Source organism: Candidatus Binatia bacterium (genome assembly GCA_036563615.1).
Taxonomy (GTDB): Bacteria; Desulfobacterota; Binatia; order UBA12015; family UBA12015; genus DATCMB01.
On the sequence record DATCMB010000010.1, the window covers coordinates 44,134 to 59,384 of the forward strand.

19 protein-coding genes are annotated in these 15,251 nt (G+C 71.5%); 8 read left to right on the forward strand and 11 right to left on the reverse strand.

Annotation, left to right across the window (positions count from 1 at the left end; all coding sequences use genetic code 11):
* Positions 1-19: 19 nt before the first annotated feature.
* The 5 genes from nusA to VIS07_09150 form a co-directional block, all read right to left on the reverse strand.
* Positions 20-1,426 carry a transcription termination factor NusA gene (nusA, locus tag VIS07_09130; GenBank protein ID HEY8515662.1) on the reverse strand — a complete coding sequence of 469 codons (1,407 nt, stop codon included), beginning with the start codon at positions 1,424-1,426 and terminating at the stop codon, positions 20-22.
* A 23-nt stretch (positions 1,427-1,449) separates the two neighbouring features.
* Positions 1,450-1,938 (reverse strand): ribosome maturation factor RimP, encoded by a 489-nt coding sequence (gene rimP / locus VIS07_09135; GenBank protein HEY8515663.1) that lies wholly within the window; start codon positions 1,936-1,938, stop codon positions 1,450-1,452.
* A gap of 203 nt (positions 1,939-2,141) precedes the next feature.
* Positions 2,142-3,983: a long-chain fatty acid--CoA ligase gene (locus VIS07_09140; GenBank protein HEY8515664.1), complete on the reverse strand. Its 1,842-nt coding sequence runs from the start codon at positions 3,981-3,983 to the stop codon at positions 2,142-2,144.
* A 37-nt stretch (positions 3,984-4,020) separates the two neighbouring features.
* Positions 4,021-4,515, reverse strand: a complete 495-nt coding sequence (greA, locus tag VIS07_09145; GenBank protein HEY8515665.1) for a transcription elongation factor GreA — start codon at positions 4,513-4,515, stop codon at positions 4,021-4,023.
* 105 nt (positions 4,516-4,620) lie between these two features.
* A complete protein-coding gene (locus VIS07_09150) occupies positions 4,621-4,791 on the reverse strand; it encodes a hypothetical protein (protein ID HEY8515666.1) in 171 nt (56 codons plus the stop codon).
* A gap of 89 nt (positions 4,792-4,880) precedes the next feature.
* Here VIS07_09150 and VIS07_09155 point away from each other — a divergent pair, with 89 nt between their 5' ends.
* The 4 genes from VIS07_09155 (at position 4,881) to VIS07_09170 (ending at position 8,498) form a co-directional block, all read left to right on the forward strand.
* On the forward strand, positions 4,881-5,639 hold the full coding sequence (locus tag VIS07_09155) for a phosphoribosyltransferase family protein (protein HEY8515667.1): 759 nt from the start codon (positions 4,881-4,883) through the stop codon (positions 5,637-5,639).
* Positions 5,636-6,226, forward strand: coding sequence for a methyltransferase domain-containing protein (locus VIS07_09160; protein ID HEY8515668.1), 591 nt, complete (start codon positions 5,636-5,638; stop codon positions 6,224-6,226). The genes VIS07_09155 and VIS07_09160 overlap by 4 nt, the downstream gene beginning before the upstream one ends.
* 83 nt (positions 6,227-6,309) lie before the next feature.
* A complete protein-coding gene (gene purN / locus VIS07_09165; GenBank protein ID HEY8515669.1) occupies positions 6,310-6,915 on the forward strand; it encodes a phosphoribosylglycinamide formyltransferase in 606 nt (201 codons plus the stop codon).
* Between the two features lie 56 nt (positions 6,916-6,971).
* The gene (locus tag VIS07_09170) at positions 6,972-8,498 is read left to right on the forward strand and encodes a tetratricopeptide repeat protein (protein HEY8515670.1); all 1,527 of its coding nucleotides are present in this window, start codon (positions 6,972-6,974) and stop codon (positions 8,496-8,498) included.
* Between the two features lie 100 nt (positions 8,499-8,598).
* Here the strand turns inward: VIS07_09170 and VIS07_09175 are convergent, their stop codons facing one another.
* On the reverse strand, positions 8,599-9,279 hold the full coding sequence (locus VIS07_09175; GenBank protein HEY8515671.1) for a TIGR04283 family arsenosugar biosynthesis glycosyltransferase: 681 nt from the start codon (positions 9,277-9,279) through the stop codon (positions 8,599-8,601).
* A gap of 53 nt (positions 9,280-9,332) precedes the next feature.
* On the opposite strand from VIS07_09175, the gene VIS07_09180 reads away from it, so the two are divergent.
* Positions 9,333-9,815, forward strand: a complete 483-nt coding sequence (locus VIS07_09180) for a hypothetical protein (GenBank protein HEY8515672.1) — start codon at positions 9,333-9,335, stop codon at positions 9,813-9,815.
* Here the strand turns inward: VIS07_09180 and VIS07_09185 are convergent.
* Positions 9,801-10,223 (reverse strand): hypothetical protein, encoded by a 423-nt coding sequence (locus tag VIS07_09185; GenBank protein ID HEY8515673.1) that lies wholly within the window; start codon positions 10,221-10,223, stop codon positions 9,801-9,803. The two genes, VIS07_09180 and VIS07_09185, sit on opposite strands and share 15 nt — an antisense overlap.
* A 370-nt stretch (positions 10,224-10,593) precedes the next feature.
* On the opposite strand from VIS07_09185, the gene VIS07_09190 reads away from it, so the two are divergent.
* On the forward strand, positions 10,594-11,034 hold the full coding sequence (locus tag VIS07_09190) for a hypothetical protein (protein ID HEY8515674.1): 441 nt from the start codon (positions 10,594-10,596) through the stop codon (positions 11,032-11,034).
* Between the two features lie 21 nt (positions 11,035-11,055).
* On the opposite strand, the gene VIS07_09195 is transcribed toward VIS07_09190, so the two are convergent.
* Both VIS07_09195 and grxC read right to left on the reverse strand, forming a co-directional pair.
* Entirely contained in the window at positions 11,056-12,102 is a 1,047-nt protein-coding gene (locus VIS07_09195; GenBank protein ID HEY8515675.1) for a quinone-dependent dihydroorotate dehydrogenase, read from the reverse strand.
* A 91-nt stretch (positions 12,103-12,193) separates the two neighbouring features.
* Positions 12,194-12,454 carry a glutaredoxin 3 gene (grxC, locus tag VIS07_09200; GenBank protein HEY8515676.1) on the reverse strand — a complete coding sequence of 87 codons (261 nt, stop codon included), beginning with the start codon at positions 12,452-12,454 and terminating at the stop codon, positions 12,194-12,196.
* Positions 12,455-12,532: 78 nt separating this feature from the next.
* On the opposite strand from grxC, the gene mazG reads away from it, so the two are divergent.
* Positions 12,533-13,318: a nucleoside triphosphate pyrophosphohydrolase gene (gene mazG / locus VIS07_09205; protein ID HEY8515677.1), complete on the forward strand. Its 786-nt coding sequence runs from the start codon at positions 12,533-12,535 to the stop codon at positions 13,316-13,318.
* Between the two features lie 48 nt (positions 13,319-13,366).
* Positions 13,367-13,630 carry a 30S ribosomal protein S20 gene (gene rpsT / locus VIS07_09210; GenBank protein ID HEY8515678.1) on the forward strand — a complete coding sequence of 88 codons (264 nt, stop codon included), beginning with the start codon at positions 13,367-13,369 and terminating at the stop codon, positions 13,628-13,630.
* 24 nt (positions 13,631-13,654) lie between these two features.
* On the opposite strand, the gene holA is transcribed toward rpsT, so the two are convergent.
* The gene (gene holA / locus VIS07_09215) at positions 13,655-14,659 is read right to left on the reverse strand and encodes a DNA polymerase III subunit delta (protein ID HEY8515679.1); all 1,005 of its coding nucleotides are present in this window, start codon (positions 14,657-14,659) and stop codon (positions 13,655-13,657) included.
* Positions 14,656-15,249: an LPS assembly lipoprotein LptE gene (lptE, locus tag VIS07_09220; protein HEY8515680.1), complete on the reverse strand. Its 594-nt coding sequence runs from the start codon at positions 15,247-15,249 to the stop codon at positions 14,656-14,658. Before lptE ends, holA begins: the two co-directional genes overlap by 4 nt.
* Positions 15,250-15,251 lie beyond the last annotated feature (2 nt).

Consider the following 15,251-nt stretch of genomic DNA (forward strand, 5'->3'; position numbering starts at 1 on the left):
ATCGGTACGTGTCCCCTCGTCAAGCTTCGTCCTCGCTCCGACTCTCCGCTTCGGCCGGAGCCTCGGCGAGCTCCGCGCCGGTGTCGCCGCCGTCGAGGTCCGGAATCAGCTCGCCGCCCTCGAGGGCCGCCTCGGCCTCGGCCTCGCGCGCCGCCGCCGCCTCGCGCTCGGCCTGCGCCTCGAGCTCGCGCTTCTCGGCGACGTGCTGGCGCGCCGACTCGACGATGCCGACCGCACGCTCGGGACCAATGCCCTCGACCTCGGCGATCGACTCGGGATCCGACTCCGCGACCTCCTCGGCCGACTTGAAGCCGTGCTGCATCAGCAGCTCGGCGGTCACGTCGCTCACGCCGGGGATGGCGGTCAGCGAGGCGCGGGCGCGACGCGCCTCCTCGTCGGCCTCCGACTCGCCGCGGACGTCGAGACGCCAGCCGGTGAGGCGCGACGCGAGCGTCACGTTCTGGCCCTTCTTGCCGATCGCGAGCGAGAGCTGATCGTCGGGGACGATCACCTCCATCGCGTGCTCTTCCTCGTCGATGATGATCTTCGACACCTTCGCCGGCGCGAGCGCGCGACAGACGAACTCGGCGGGATCCGGCGTCCAGTGGATGATGTCGATCTTCTCGCCGCGCAGCTCCTGCACGACCGCCTGGACGCGCGTGCCGCGCATGCCGACGCAGGCGCCGACCGGGTCGACGTCGCGGTCGTGCGAGATCACCGCGATCTTGGCGCGGCCGCCGGGCTCGCGCACGGCGGCCTTCACCTCGACGATGCCCTCGTAGATCTCGGGCACCTCCTGGCGGAAGAGCTCGATGAGCAGGTTCGGGTGCGTGCGCGACAGGATGATCTGCGGGCCCTTGGCCGTCAGGTCGACGTCGTAGATGTAGGCGCGGATCCGGTCACCCTGACGGTAGCGCTCGCGCGGGATCTGCTCCTTCTCCGGCAGGATCGCGTCGGTGCGCCCCAGGTTGACGATGATGTTCTTCTTCTCGAAGCGCTGCACGATGCCCGAGAAGATCTCGCCCTTGCGATCCTTGAACTCGTTGTAGATCAGCTCGCGCTCGGCGTCGCGAACCTTCTGGATGATCGCCTGCTTCGCGGCCTGCGCGGCGATGCGGCCGTCCGGACGCGGCAGCTTGGCGAGGAACTCGTCACCGATCTCGGCTTCCTCGTCGTACTCGCGGCGCGCCTGCTCGAGCGTGATCTCGCTGTCGGGCTCGTTGACGACGTCGACCACCCGCTTGATCTCGAACAGCTCGACCTCGCCGATCTCCGGGTTGTACTTGGCTTCGATCTGGCGGGTCGGACCGTACTGCCGACGAGCGGCCTGCAGCATGGCGCCTTCGATCGCTTCGATGATGACGTCGCGATCGATCTGCTTCTCCTTGCTGACCTGCTCGATCACGCGGCTGAGCTGAACATCCATGGTGGCTCCCCTCCTGGGTCTCCTCAGGATCGCCCACCGCGCAACTCGGCATCGAAGTCGTGCTCGTAGTGCGCCCGCTCGATGGAGCGGAACGGCACCTTCACACGACCCTGCGTCTCGTCCTCGATCTCGATGCCTTCGCTCGAGGCCGAGAGCAGGCGGCCGAAGAAGTTACGCGAGCCAGCGATGGGTGTGGTCGTGCGCACGCGGATCGACTTGCCGCAGAAGCGCTCGAAGTCGACCTGCTTGCGCAGCCGGCGGTTGATACCGGGGGATGAGCACTCGAGGGTGTAGGAACCGGGGACGGCGTCGTGGGCGTCGAGCAGCGTGCTCACCTCGCGGCTGAACGAGGCGAGGTCGTCGAGGCTGATGCCGCCGGGACGGTCGAGATACACCCGCAGAACGGATCGCCGGCCCTTCGGCTGGAACTCGACGTCGACCAGGTCGAGCCCGCGCTCACACGCGATCGGCTCCACCAGATCGGCGACCTTGTCGGCGACGTTCGTGCGCATACACCCTGCCCCCGGCCATCCATCTGCGACCCGCGTTCGTTCGGAAACATCTGTACCCAGAAACAAAAAAAGCGGGCGGGGGCCCACTTTTTGGACGGCCGAAGGTAGGCGGTTCTGTAACACGGCCCTGATCGCGCAGCAAGCAAGCGATCCGGCGGGGAAATCGTCGCAGAGGCTCGGGCGAGCGCCGAGAGGCCCGGCGCTCAAGCGTCGCGGTACATCTCCTGGATCAGGTCGGCGTAGCGCGCCTCGATCACCTTGCGCTTGATCTTGAGCGACGGCGTCAGCTCGCCGTTCTGCTCCGAGAGCTCGCCCGGCAGCAGCCGGAAGTACTTGATGCTCTCGAACGAGGCGAGCTTGCGGTTCACCTCGGCGACCTGGGCCTCGACCAGCTGCAGCACCTCCGGGTGGCGGACGAGCTCGTCGCGCCGCCCCTGATCGATGCCGAGCTTGGCGTGCATCTGCAGCGCGGTCTCCTCGTCGATCGCGAGCAGCGCCGTGACGTACTTGCGGTTGTTGCCGATCACGATCGCCTGGCTGATGTGCGGCCGGGTCTTGAGCAGGTTCTCGATCTTCTGCGGCGCGACGTACTTGCCGCCTGAGGTCTTGATCAGGTCCTTCTTGCGGTCGGTGATGCGCAGGAAGCCGTCGCTGTCGAACTCGCCGATGTCGCCGGTGTGGAACCAGCCGTCGGCGTCCCACGCGGCGGCGGTCTCCTCGGGACGCTTGTAGTAGCCCTGCGCGACGTTCGGACCCTTGGCGTAGATCTCGCCGTCGGGCGCGATCGTGATCTGGCAGCCGGGGATCGGCTTGCCGACGGTGCCGAACTTGTAGTCGTCGATCCGGTTGATGGTCAGCGCCGGCGTGGTCTCGGTCAGGCCGTAGCCCTCGAGGATCAGCAGCTCGAAGGCGTGGAAGAACTCGAGGATCTCGCGCGCGATCGGCGACGCCCCCGACACCATGACGCGCACGCGTCCGCCGAGCAGCTCCTGCACGCGCGAGAACACGAGCTTGCGCGCGACCAGGTTCAGCGCCTGCAGCCAGATCGGCACCGGCTCCCGCGCCTGCTCGTACGTGCTGCGCTGACGACCGATGTCGAGCGCCCAGTCGAAGATCTGCTGCTTGAGCGGGCTCGAGTCCTGACGCGTCGCCTGGATGCGCGCGTAGATCTTCTCGTAGATGCGCGGCACCGCTGGGATGACCGTCGGCTTGGTCGCCGCGATGTCCTGCTGCAGGGTGTCGATGCTGCGCGCGAACGCCGTCAAGCTGCCGACGTAGATGCCGTAGTACGCGATGAAGCGCGCGAACGAGTGCGCGAGCGGCAGGAAGAAGAAGTCGACGTCGTCGGGCTCGACGAGCGCGATGGTCGACACGTTCTCGACCATCGACAGGTGGTTGTTCTGCGTCTGCACGACGCCCTTCGGCGAGCCGGTCGTGCCCGAGGTGTAGACGATGGTCGCGAGGTCGTCGCGCTGGATCGCGGCGACGCGCCGGTCGACCTCGGCGAGCGCCGCGCGATCTTCGCGTCCGCGGCGCCGCAGCTCCTGGAGCGTGATCACGTCCTCGGCGCCGCCCGCGTCGCCTTGCATGAGCAGGATGCGGTCGAGGCGCAGCGGCGCGCGGCTGCCGTCGTCGAGCTCGACGCCGTTCGCGAGCGCTTCGCGGACCTTGGCGAGCGGCTTCTCGCCGTCGACCCACACCATGCGCGACTCGGAGTCGAGCATGATGAAGCCCGCCTCGTTGGCGAGGTTCGAGTGGTAGATCGGAATCGGGATCCCGCCCGCGGCCTGGATCGCGAGGTCGATCTCGACCCACTCGGGACAGGTCGCGGCGAAGATCGCGACGCGGTCGCCGCGCTCGATGCCGAGGCCGATCAGACCGGCCGCGATCTCGCGCACCGCCTGCTCCATCGTCCGCCAGTCGACGTCGACCCAGCGGCCGTCGCGGTGGACGCGGTACCGCGGCCGGTCGGCCCACTTCGCGGCCCGCGCGAAGAACATCTGCGGAAGGCTCTGGAACTTCTCGATCTCGACGGTTCGCTCCATGCTCCCTCCGTTCCCCGCGGGCGCATGCGCCGCGGTGTCAGTCGCCGGACGGCTTCGAGTTGCTCATCCGGTCGTGCAGCGTTTCGAGGTCGACGACCTCGTAGGTTTTGCGCCCGCTCGGCGTCTGCACGACGACCTCGTCGCCGGGGGCCTTGTTCATCAGCGCCTGGCCGATCGGCGCGCTGACCGAGATCATCCCGGCCGACGCGTCGATCTCCTCCGGAAAGACGAGCTGGTACTGCACGCGCTCGCCCGTATCGACGTCTTCGAGCGTGACCTTGCTGCCGTAGGAGATCTTGTCGCGGGGAATGCGCGCGAGGCTGTACATCGACAGCTCGCGCAGGCGCGCCTGCGTCTGGCCGATGCGCGCACGCAGGACGCCTTGACGGTGCTTCGCCGCCTCGTACTCCGCGTTCTCGCGCAGGTCGCCGTGGGCGCGCGCTTCCTCGAGGCGCGCCGGCAGGTCCTGCGAGAGCTCGCGCTGCAGCTCCGCTAGCTCACGTTTGAGACGCTCGACGATCGGTAGCTCCATCTAGTCCTTTCCCTTGCGCGTCTTGGCGTGGTTGCGCAACCGTGCTGCGTATCCCGCGCGCGAGCGGAACGCACGCGCGCGGCACGTCGACGGGTGACCGGGCGGTCAGTTGCGCCCGATCAGCTCGTTGGCCGCGCGGCGGTGGTGCTCGGCCGAGTACGACACCGCGGCGCGCGCCAACCACGACTCGATCTCGTCACGAAACGGAATCTGGCCCGTGAGGAACCAGTACATCGTGACGGCCCCTACCGCGACGCCAACGATAAAGCGCAACATCGCCCTCTCCCCGCCCCGAGGACCGCGAAGAAAGGAATTGTCTTCGCTGCCCTGGTCTTGCCCCCGCTGTCGGGATTAGGCCGACAGCGTTGGCCATCCTAGACCTTTTGCTGACGCTTCTCTACCCACCGCGCTGCGCGGGCTGCCTGCGGGAGCTGCGCCGGACACCGCCCTGCGGCTTGTGCCGCGGCTGCGTCGCCGAGCTCGCCGGGATCGACGCCGCCTGCCGTCGCTGCGGCGAGCCGGGCGTGACGTCGCTCTGTAGCGTCTGCCGCCGCACACCGCCGCCGTTCGGACGCGCGCGGGCCTGCTTCCTCTACGTCGAGGGTGGTCTCTCGAGCGCGCTCGTCACGCGCTGGAAGTTCCACCGCGACCACGTGGCCGGCGCGAGCCTCGCCCGACTCCTCGCCGCGCACAGGCAGCGGGACGGCGAATGCTATGACGTCGTCGTGCCCGTGCCGCTGCACCGCTCGCGCCTCGCGGGTCGGGGCTTCAACCAGTCCGCGCTCCTGGCACGCGCCGCGCGCCTGCCGGGCGAGCGCCTCGGCATCGACGCGCTCGCGCGCACCGTCGCGACGCCGCACCAGCTCGCGCTCGGGCGCGGCGCGCGAACCGGCAACGTCCGCGCCGCGTTCGCGGTCCGCGATGCCGCGGCCGTGCGCGGATGCTCGGTCCTGCTCGTCGACGACGTCCTCACCACCGGCGCGACCGCCGCCGCGTGCGCGCGCGCGCTGCTCGACGCCGGCGCCGCGCGCGTCGACGTGTGGACGCTCGCGCGCACGCCGCGTCCAGCGCACTGGACGCTCGACGTCGCGTCGCGTGCCCAGATCGCGAGCGTTGCCTCATGAGCGGGCGCGAGGAGTGGGAGCGGCGCCACCGCGCGCGCCCCGAGCGCGGCGCGCCGTCGGAGTTCGTCGCGCGCCACGTCGCGCGGCTGGCGCATACCTCGGCGGGCGGAGCGGCGCTCGACGTCGCATGCGGCGCCGGTCGGCACAGCGCGCTGCTCGTCGAGCACGGCTTTCGCACGTTCGCGCTGGATCGATCCGTTGCCGCGTGCAAGCGCGTCGCGGCGGAGATTCCGGGCGTCGTCGCCGTCGTCGGCGACGCGCTCGCGCTGCCGTTCGCGGACGCGCGCTTCGCGGTGATCGTCGTGACGTCGTTCCTCGAGCGCGCGATCTTCCCCCGGCTGCTCGACCTGCTCGCGCCGGGCGGCCTGCTTCTTGCGGAGACCTTCCTCGTCGCGCAGCACGACGCGACGGGTCATCCGAGACGGGAATGGTGTCTGGCGCCGGGAGAGCTGGTAAAGCTGTGCACGACGAGCGGACGGCGTGTCGCCGTCGTGGACGCCCGGGAGGGACCGGTTGCAACCCCCGGCGGCACGCAACACCTCGCGTCGGTCGCGGTGGCGTCCGTAATAAATTTGCCGACGGGATGATCCCCCTTGCCCGTCGCCACGACTCCGGATAGTCATGCGCCGTGGCTTGACGGCATGGTTGGTTGGTGGAGGGGCGGTACAGCGTGGACCTGGGAATCCTGATATCCGGCCGGGGCTCCAACCTCGGTGCGATCCTGGGAGCTGTTCGTGAGCAGCGCCTCACGGCGCGCGTCCGCATCGTGATCAGCAACCGCGCCGGAGCCGGCGGACTCGACATCGCACGCGAGCACGGCGTGCCGACCGCAGTGCTGTCGCACCGTGACTACGCCGACCGCGAGAGCTACGACGCGGCACTGGTCGAGACGCTGCGCGCACACGACGTCGACACGGTCGCGCTGGCCGGCTTCGATCGGCTCGTCACCAGCGTCTTGCTGCGCGCCTTCCCGGGCCGCGTCGTCAACATCCACCCCGCGTTGCTGCCGGCCTTCCCCGGTCTGCACGCGCAGCGCCAGGCGCTCGAGTACGGGGTGCGCATCACCGGCGTCACGGTGCACTTCGTCGACGAGCAGATGGACCACGGGCCGATCATCGCGCAGGCGGCCGTGCCGGTGTTCGACGACGACACCGAGCAGACGCTCTCGGAGCGCATCCTGCGAGAAGAGCACCGGCTCTACCCGCTCGCGCTGCAGCGCCTCGCCAAGGGCGAGCTTCGACTGGAGGGCCGCCGTGTGATCGGAGGTCTCTCATAGCTCCCCAGGGTCCCCAGGACGCCCGCGACCCGCGGATCGCCGAGCGGGTCGCGGCCGTGCGCGCGCTGCGCGAGCGCGGCCAGCTGCGCGAGGTGCTGTCGCGCTACGGGAACATCGACCAGGAGCGCGGTCCGCTGTGGAACGACGTCGAGTTCGTGCTCGAGATCGCGCGCACGTACTCGCTGGTCGGCAACGACGCGAAGGTCGAGCAGTACTTCCTGCGCTGCGCGCAGCTCAACCCGCGACGCGCGGCGCTCTACCGTTGCCAAATCGGCTGGTTCTTCCAGCGCAAGAAGCGCTGGGCGCGCGCGCTCGCCTGGTACGACCGCGCGCTCGAGACCTTCCCGAGCTACCACCTGTGCCTGTTCCGCAAGGGCTACTGCCTCGAGCGTCTGCACCGCCCGCGTCACGCGGCGGCCGCCCTCGAGGCCGCGACCGCGGCGTTCGATCGCGCGCCCGCCGACCAGCGCGAGCGCAGCCGCGGCATCCAGGTCCAGGTGCTGTTCCACCTCGCACGCAACCTGCGCGAGATCGGCGAGACCGAGCGCGCGCGTGAAGCGCTCGATCGCTGCGGCGAGCTCGACGACGCGCTGCAGGAGAAGGTGATCAAGCGCGAGCACCGCCTCGCGAGCTACGGCGAGACCTACCTGCGCGACGGCAACGCCGAGGCGGCGATCGAGAAGCTGCTCGAGGCGCGCGACATCGATCCCAACTCGGCGGTGATCTGGGAGCGTCTCGGACGCGCCTACCAGCAGGCCGGCCGCTTCGAGGAGGCCGAGCAGGCGCTCGTGCGCGCGACGCAGCTCCCGAAGGGCGCCGTCGCGCTGATCGCGCTCGCCCGGTTGCAGATGGCGACGAAACGCTGGCTCGACGCCGCGCGCTCGCTGGTCGACGCGCTCCGTCTGCACCCGCAGGGCGAGGTGCAGATCCGGATGGAGCTCGCCGAGCTGCAGCTCGCGCTCGGCCGCACGCGCAGCGCCCTCGCCGACCTCGAGCGGCTCGCGGGCGGACGCGTGCCGCCGTTCTCGACGCTCGCCGTCGCGGTCGAGTCGCGGATCGCGAGCATCCTGCTCGAGCACGGCATGCGCACCCGCGCGCTCGAGCACCTGCGGGCGGCTCTCGAAGCCGACCCCGACCGCGCCGAGATCCGTGCCCGCGTCGAGCAGCTCGAGAGCGCGATCGCCGCCGGCGCGAAGGACGAGCCGCGGCCGCTGGTCGACGCGGAGCTCGATCCCGCGCTCGCCTCGCTGCTCGGCGACGGACGCGAGCAGCGCCGTCCGGGCCAGGTGGTGAGCTACTTCCCCGAGCGCGGCTACGGCTTCATCGGCTACGGCGAGGGCAAGACCGTGTTCTTCCACGTCAGCCAGTGCGAGGCGGGCTCGAGCGAGGGGATCGGTCCCGGCGCTGCGGTATCGTTCGTGCTCGGCGTCAATCACCGAAGCGGCAAGGAGCAGGCGGAGCGCATCCGCCTCGAGCCCGACGCGCGCAGGGTCGCCGACGCCCCGAGCGAGCACGCGGCCGACATCCCGGTGCCTTCGCCGATGTGGCCGACGCTGCGCTCGCCGCGGCAACGCACGCTGTAGGCCGAGTCGACGCATACGCGCCCGCGCGGGCCGTGACTCAATGGCAGATGAGCGCCCGCGAGCTCGTCGCGAGCCGTGACGAGAGAAGCGCGACCGCGCGTCAGCGCTTGCGGCGACGCCGGTAGGCGCGCGCGCACCATTCGGGCGACGCGCCGCACGCGTAGGCGAAGCGCAGCCACCACATCAGCACGATCGTCCGCGCGACGCCCTCTTCCTCCCAGCGCCGCGCCGAGGTGCTGACGCGCTCGCGCAGCGGCGCGAGCCGACCCGCCCGGCGCAGCCGCGTGCCGAGCTCGACGTCCTCCATCAGCGGGATCGGCGCGAAACCGCCGAGCCGCGCGAAGACGTCGCGCCGCACGAAGATCGCCTGATCGCCGGTCGAGATCCCGGTCCAGCGCGAGCGCGCGTTCATCAGCGTGGCGATCACCGGCAGGAACGGGTGCGTGCCGCGCAGCTCGACGTCGAAGCGCCCGGCGATCGCGCCCTCGGCAATCGCACGCTCGACGGCCTCGGCGAAACCTTCCGGCAGCCAGGTGTCGGCGTGCAGGAAGAGCAGCACGTCGCCGCACGCGCGGCGCGCGCCGGCGTTCATCTGCAGGGCGCGTCCGCGTGGCGCGATCAGCACGTCGTCGGCGAGCGGACGCGCGCGCGCCACCGTGTCGTCCGTGCTGCCGCCGTCGACCACGAGCAGCTCGACGACCTGCGGCGCGCGCGCGCGGCGCAACGTGGCCTCGATCTCGTCCGCCTCGTCGAGCGCCGGCACGATCACCGAGAGCCTCACGTCAGCTCGCCCCCGCGAATTGTCTCATCGGGCGCGCGAGAGTATCAGGCGGCATGGACGCCGTACGGGATCGCACGAGCGCCGCACGCCGCACGGCGCGCACGCTGCTCGCTCTCCTGCTGCTGCCGCTCGCGCTGATCGCCGGCGCGCCGTGGCCGTCCCCGGCCCAGGCGGGGGTCGACCTGGTTCGCCTCGAGGGCGTGCTGCGGGAGACGAACCCGCCCGGGACGATGGTGCAGACGACCCTCGCCGTCGGCGACCAGAGCATCCCCTTCGCGGTGTACGCGGCGCGCAGGATCTCGGGCGACCCGTTCGAGGGACCGGGCGTCCTGCTCGCGCTCGGCCCCGGGCCGCCGCCGATCCGCGTCGAGGGTCGCGACGAGACGGTCGGCCAGCTCACCTCGGCGGCTCCCGGGACGCGCGTCTCGCTGACCGGCAGCCTGAACGTCGGATCCGCCTTCCTGACGCTCATGAGCGTCGAGGTGGTGCCGTCCCCTGCTCCGTCGGCGGCGCCGTCGCCGTCAGCGGCGCAGTAGGACGACCAGCACGACGAGCTGCAGCACCGCCGTCGCGACCAGCAGCAGCGTGAGGACGTAGCGGCTCTTGCCGAGCGACTGCGCCTCGGCCGCGCTCTTCTCCTCGAGGCGCGCGATCTCGCTGCGCACGTTGCTGGTCTCGACGTAGAGCCCGCGCACCTCGTCGCGCATCGGGGTCGCGACCCCCTTGAGGTCGCCCTGCGCGGCCTCGAGGCGGTCGAGGCGCTCGCCGAGCTCGGTGATGCTCGTGCGCAGCGCGCCCAGCGTCGCGTTGATCTCGCGCAGCTCGGCGATCACGTTCTCGATCTGACCGACGAGCGGGTTCGGGGTCGGCGACGGCTTCGGCGCCGAGCGCTTGGTCTGGGCGTCCGCCGCGCTGACCGCGAGCGTGAGCAGCACGGCGAGCACGAGCAGCGTGCTGCGTGCGAGGCCTAGCGGGAAACGGCGTGCGAAGGAGCACGTGTGCACGCCTTGGCGTGCGCTCGTCGCTCCGCCACCCGCCACACCCTGGGTCTGCCGCGCTCGGTCCATCGGACGGTCCCCACCTCGCATGAGCCGGACCGCAAGCCCCATCCCCGTGCGTCGTGCGCGGTGGGGTGAGGCGCCGCGCACCGCGCGGTCACCAAAACCCTCGTCCAGCCTGGCCCGGCGAACGTAATGCTCGGCAGGCAGCGAAGCAAGAAAGCAGAGTTCCCCCGCTGCGACGCAGACGCTTGACGCAAGCCCCGCGTCGGACGTACGCGTCGGAGCAGCGCCGGGTGGAGCGAGGAGGCCGGGGATGTCGTTACGCGATCTGCTGCTGGTGGCCGGGACGCTGCCGCTCGTCGGTGTCGTCGCCTTGCGGCTCGCCGCCGAGGTCGGGCTCGTCCGCAACGCGCCGCCGCCGGAGGCGGTCAACGCGACGCTCGGGCTGTTCGGCGTCGTGTTCGTGCTCTACGTCGCGCTCACCCTGCGCGCGATCGCGCGCGCCACGCGCGAGATCCTCGAGCGCAGCGCCGAGCCGGTCGCGAACGAAACCGAGCAGCGCACCGCGGCGGTGACCGACTTCGCCGTCCACCTCGACCGGCGTCCGGAGATCGACCTCCGCGGCGACGCGGGCGCGGAGGACGCTGCACCTTCGAGCGAGGAAGCGGCGGCGCCGCCGCCGGAGCAGCGCTCGGCGCTGCTCGGTCAGGTCGGCAGCCTGCTCACCCGCATCCCGTCGGCGCGCTCGCGCTGAGATCCGTCCGCGCTGTGGCCGTCAAGCGCCGAGCTCGCGCACGAGCCGGCGGACGAGCAGCGGCCCCTCGTAGACCAGCGCCGTGTAGAGCGCGACCAGGTTCGCGCCCGCGGCGAGCTTCTCGCGCACGTCGTCCGCGGTGAAGACGCCGCCGACGCCGATGATCGGCACGTCAGGCCCGCACGCTCTGCGCACCAGCGCGACCATCTCGGTGGCGCGCGCCCGCAGCGGCGCGCCCGAGAGCCCGCCCGTTTCCGCCGCAGCCGCGCTCGAGCAGCCGGGACGCGCGATCGTCGTGTTGCTCGCGATGAAGCCTGCCGCGCCGGCGTCGAGCGCGGCGGCGCAGATCTCGGGCACGGCGTCGTCGGCGAGGTCGGGCGACAGCTTGACGAGCAGCGGCGGCGCGCTGCGTCCGCCGACCGACGCCGCCACCTCCTCGCGCAGCGCGGCGATCAGGCGGCCGAGCCGCCGTGGCTCGTGCAGATCGCGCAGCCCCGGCGTGTTCGGCGAGCTGACGTTGATCGCCAGGTAGTCGGCGAGCGGCGCCAGCAGACGCGCCGACGTCCGGTAGTCCTCGACCTCCGCGCTCTCGTCGCCGACCGCGACCCGCGAGCAGCCGATGTTGATCCCGATCGGGATCGAAGGCCGCACGCTGAGCCGGCGCGCGAGCGTCCGGGCGACCTCTTCGGCGCCGAGGTTGTTGAAGCCGAGGCGGTTCACGATCGCGCGCTCGGCCTCGAGCCGGAACATCCGCGGCGTCGGGTTGCCGGGCTGCGCTCGCGCGGTGACCGTGCCGAGCTCGGCGAAGCCGAAGCCGAGACGCTCCCAGAGGTGCGGCGCGATGCCGTTCTTGTCGAAGCCCGCCGCGAGCCCGATCGGGTTCGGAAACCGGCAGCCGAGGAGCTCGATCGGCTTTGCCCCGCCCGTTGCGCCCTCGGCCGCCGGGCGCGCGAGCGGGACGTGCTCGAGCGTCCACTCGGCGAGCTGCGCCGCCGACAGCGCCAAGTGGTGGGCGCGCTCGGGGTCGAGCCGGAAGAGCAGCCGGCGCAGCGCCGGGTAGAAGTTCACGCGCGCGGCTCCATGCGCGGTGCGGCCGCCGCGCTCGGGCGCGCGACCATCGCAGCGCGATCGGCGCACGCGGAGGAGCGCCGGCCTCGGCTCACGACGCGCGCAGCAGCTCGTCGAGGCGACCGCTGCGCTCGAGCTCGGAGAGGTCGTCGTAGCCGCCGATCGGCGTGCCGTCGATGAACACCTGCGGCACCGTGCGGCGTCCGCCCGCGCGCTCCGCGAGCTCGGCGCGCGCCGCGCTGTCGCCGGTCACGTCGATCTCCGTGAACGGAACGTTCTTCTTCGTGAGCAGCGCCTTGGCCGCGTGACAGTACGGGCAGTAGCTCGTCGTGTAGATCGTGACGTCGGCCATCGCGTGCGTCCGTGACCTCCAACGCCTAGACGTACTCGTCGCACGGCGGGCCGGCAACGGCGGTCCGAAGGGAGCCCGATGAAGGAGTTCGACGAGCTGGTTTCGGTGATGGCGCGGCTGCGCGCGCCCGGCGGCTGCCCGTGGGACCGCGAGCAGACCCACGAGTCGATCCGCAAGTACGTCATCGAGGAGGCCTACGAGGTCGCCGAGGCGATCGACCGGGGCGACCCCGACGAGCTGTGCACCGAGCTCGGCGACCTCCTCCTTCAGGTCGTGTTCCACGCCGAGATGGCGCGCGAGGCGGGCCGCTTCGACGTCGCCGAGGTCTGCCGGCGGATCGTCGACAAGTTGCAGCGCCGCCATCCGCACGTCTTCGGCGACGTCTCGGTCGAGGGCGCCGACGAGGTGGTGCGCAACTGGGAGGCCATCAAGAAGCGCGAGCGTGGTGCCGCGGCGTCCGCGATCGACGGCGTGCCGCGCGCCCTCCCCGCCCTGCAGCGCGCCGAGCGCATCGGCGAGAAGGCCGCGCGGGTCGGCTTCGACTGGCCGGATGCAGCCTCCGTGCTCGCCAAGGTCGACGAGGAGCGCGCGGAGCTCGGCGCCGCGCTCCAGAGCGGCGACCGCGAAGCCATCGAGTCCGAGCTCGGCGACCTGCTGCTCGCCGCGGCGAACCTGGCCCGCAAGCTCGACATCGAGCCCGAGCGGGCACTCGCGCGGGCGGTCGATCGCTTCGACGCCCGCTTCCGCCGGGTCGAGGCGACCGCGCGCGCCGAGGGACGCGAGCTCGAGCGCATGACGCCCGACGAGCTCGACCGCCGCTGGGAGCAGGCCAAGGCCGGCGACCGAAGCGAAGGGGCGCCTTGAAGCCTCCGCCACGGCAGGCTAAGCACTCACGCTTCACGAGAGGTCTGCATGGCGAATCATCCGTCCGCTGAGAAAAGGCACCGTCAGTCCGTCAAGCGCGCGGCGCGCAACCAGGCGATCCGCAGCCGCGTCCGCACCGCGGTCAAGAAGCTGCGCGGCACGGTCGCCGGAGGCGACGCCGAGCAGGCGAAGAGCATGCTGCCGAAGGTGGCGAGCACGCTCGACAAGGCCGTGAGCAAGGGCGTGCTGCACAAGAACGCCGCCGCCCGGCGCATCTCGCGGCTCGCCAAGCAGGTCGCGAAGCTCGGCTGACCCGTCCCGCCCGGCTGGGGCAACCTACGCCGGGCGGCTCGTCCGCGGCGGCCGGAGCTTGAGCAGCACCGCCTCGAGGCGCGCCGCCGCCGCCCCTGCGCCGGTCTTGGCGGCGACGTCGACCTCCGACAGCTCGCACAGCGCCCGCTCGAGCTCGCGCCGTCGCCAGTGGCGCGCGCGCGGCACGACGTAGAAGCCGCGACCGCCTCCGAACGCGCGCTTGGCCGCCTCCTCATCGAGGCCCGAATCGAGCAGCGCGCGCGCCCGGAGCAGCGCGCGCAGCTCGGAGGCGATCTGCCCGACGAGCAGCTCCGGACGCTCGCCCCGGGCGAGCGCACGGCGCAGCGCCGCGATCGCGTGCGCGATGCGCCGGTCGCGCAGCGCCCCCTCGAGCGCGAACGCCTCGAGGCTGCGCTCGCCGCTCACCGTGTCGAGCACCTGCTCCGGCGACACGGGCGCCGAGCCGAAGCGCAGCGCGAGCTTCTCGAGCTCGCGCGCGAGCATCTGCGGCTCGTTGCCGACGTGGTCGGCGAGCGTCTCCGCCGCCTGCGGCGCGAAGCGAACGCCGAGCTCGCTCGCCATCTTGTCGATGAGCGAGATCAGGGCGCGGCGGGTACCGGCCGGATCGCGGGCGGCGCCGATCTCGAGCCGCTCGACGAGGTTTCGCTTGCTGAGCGCCGCGAACAGCGTCTTGCGCATGTCGGGCTCGTTCGCGAGCAGCACGAAGGTCGTGCCCGGCGGGATCTCGTCGAGCAGCGCCGCGACGCCACGCTGCGCCTCGTCGCGCAGGCGATCCGCACGGCGCAGGACGACGAGCCGCTTGCCGGTCGGCGAGACCATCTTGACGGCCGTGACGATGGTCTCGAGGTCGGCCTGATCGCCCTGCAGGACGTCGTGCGCGCCGAAGCCGGGGGTGGCGCCGACGGTCTTCGCCTGGATCTCGGCGAGCCGTCGCTCGACCAGCAGCGGATCGCCGACCAGGAGCAGCGCGCGGCCGTCCGCCGCGCCGTCTCGCGCCGCCGCGCTCAGAAGTCTTCCACCATCGCGTTGTAGAGGTCGCGCGACGTGTTCTCGAGGACACGGTCGAGCGCCTCGCGCTGCTGCGACTCGGAGAGCTGGACGTCCGACAGCTGGTTCAGGTCGTTCGGGTTGAGCGTCGAGCCGGTGATGAAGTCCGGCGAGTCCGTGACCACCGTGTTCGCGACGGCGCCGTAGGAGTCGCTCTCGCGCAGCGCGCTGATCCGCCACACGACCCGATTGGTCTTCGGATCCCGCAGCAGCGCGCTGACGGTCATGAACGTCTGGTACTGCAGCGCCTCGTCGGCGCTCGAGAAGGCGACCGGGCGGGTCTCGAGCGAGAGGATCGTGCCCTCGAGCACGAGCTGCGCGGAGCTGCGGTCGGGCGCGAGCTCGAACTGGCCGCGGCGCGCGACCTCGGCCTGCAGCGACTCGAGGACGAAGTTGTCGAGCCCGGCCTCGCGCGTGCGGTTGTCGAACTTCTCGATGTAGAGCGACGTCGCGCCGCCCGGCAGCGTGCGTCCCTCGCCGGGGAAGTGGTAGCCGCAGTCGGCGAGCGCGAGCGTCAAGAGCGCGACGAGCAGGCTCGAGATGCGCGACATGG

Coding starts and splice junctions, on each gene's coding strand:
- grxC (HEY8515676.1), bottom strand. CDS start 12,454: ATGGCCGACGTCACGATCTACACGACGAGCTACTGCCCGTACTGTCAC.
- VIS07_09150 (HEY8515666.1), bottom strand. CDS start 4,791: ATGTTGCGCTTTATCGTTGGCGTCGCGGTAGGGGCCGTCACGATGTAC.
- rimP (HEY8515663.1), bottom strand. CDS start 1,938: ATGCGCACGAACGTCGCCGACAAGGTCGCCGATCTGGTGGAGCCGATC.
- VIS07_09180 (HEY8515672.1), top strand. CDS start 9,333: ATGGACGCCGTACGGGATCGCACGAGCGCCGCACGCCGCACGGCGCGC.
- mazG (HEY8515677.1), top strand. CDS start 12,533: ATGAAGGAGTTCGACGAGCTGGTTTCGGTGATGGCGCGGCTGCGCGCG.
- lptE (HEY8515680.1), bottom strand. CDS start 15,249: ATGTCGCGCATCTCGAGCCTGCTCGTCGCGCTCTTGACGCTCGCGCTC.
- rpsT (HEY8515678.1), top strand. CDS start 13,367: ATGGCGAATCATCCGTCCGCTGAGAAAAGGCACCGTCAGTCCGTCAAG.
- VIS07_09140 (HEY8515664.1), bottom strand. CDS start 3,983: ATGGAGCGAACCGTCGAGATCGAGAAGTTCCAGAGCCTTCCGCAGATG.
- greA (HEY8515665.1), bottom strand. CDS start 4,515: ATGGAGCTACCGATCGTCGAGCGTCTCAAACGTGAGCTAGCGGAGCTG.
- nusA (HEY8515662.1), bottom strand. CDS start 1,426: ATGGATGTTCAGCTCAGCCGCGTGATCGAGCAGGTCAGCAAGGAGAAG.
- VIS07_09190 (HEY8515674.1), top strand. CDS start 10,594: ATGTCGTTACGCGATCTGCTGCTGGTGGCCGGGACGCTGCCGCTCGTC.
- VIS07_09160 (HEY8515668.1), top strand. CDS start 5,636: ATGAGCGGGCGCGAGGAGTGGGAGCGGCGCCACCGCGCGCGCCCCGAG.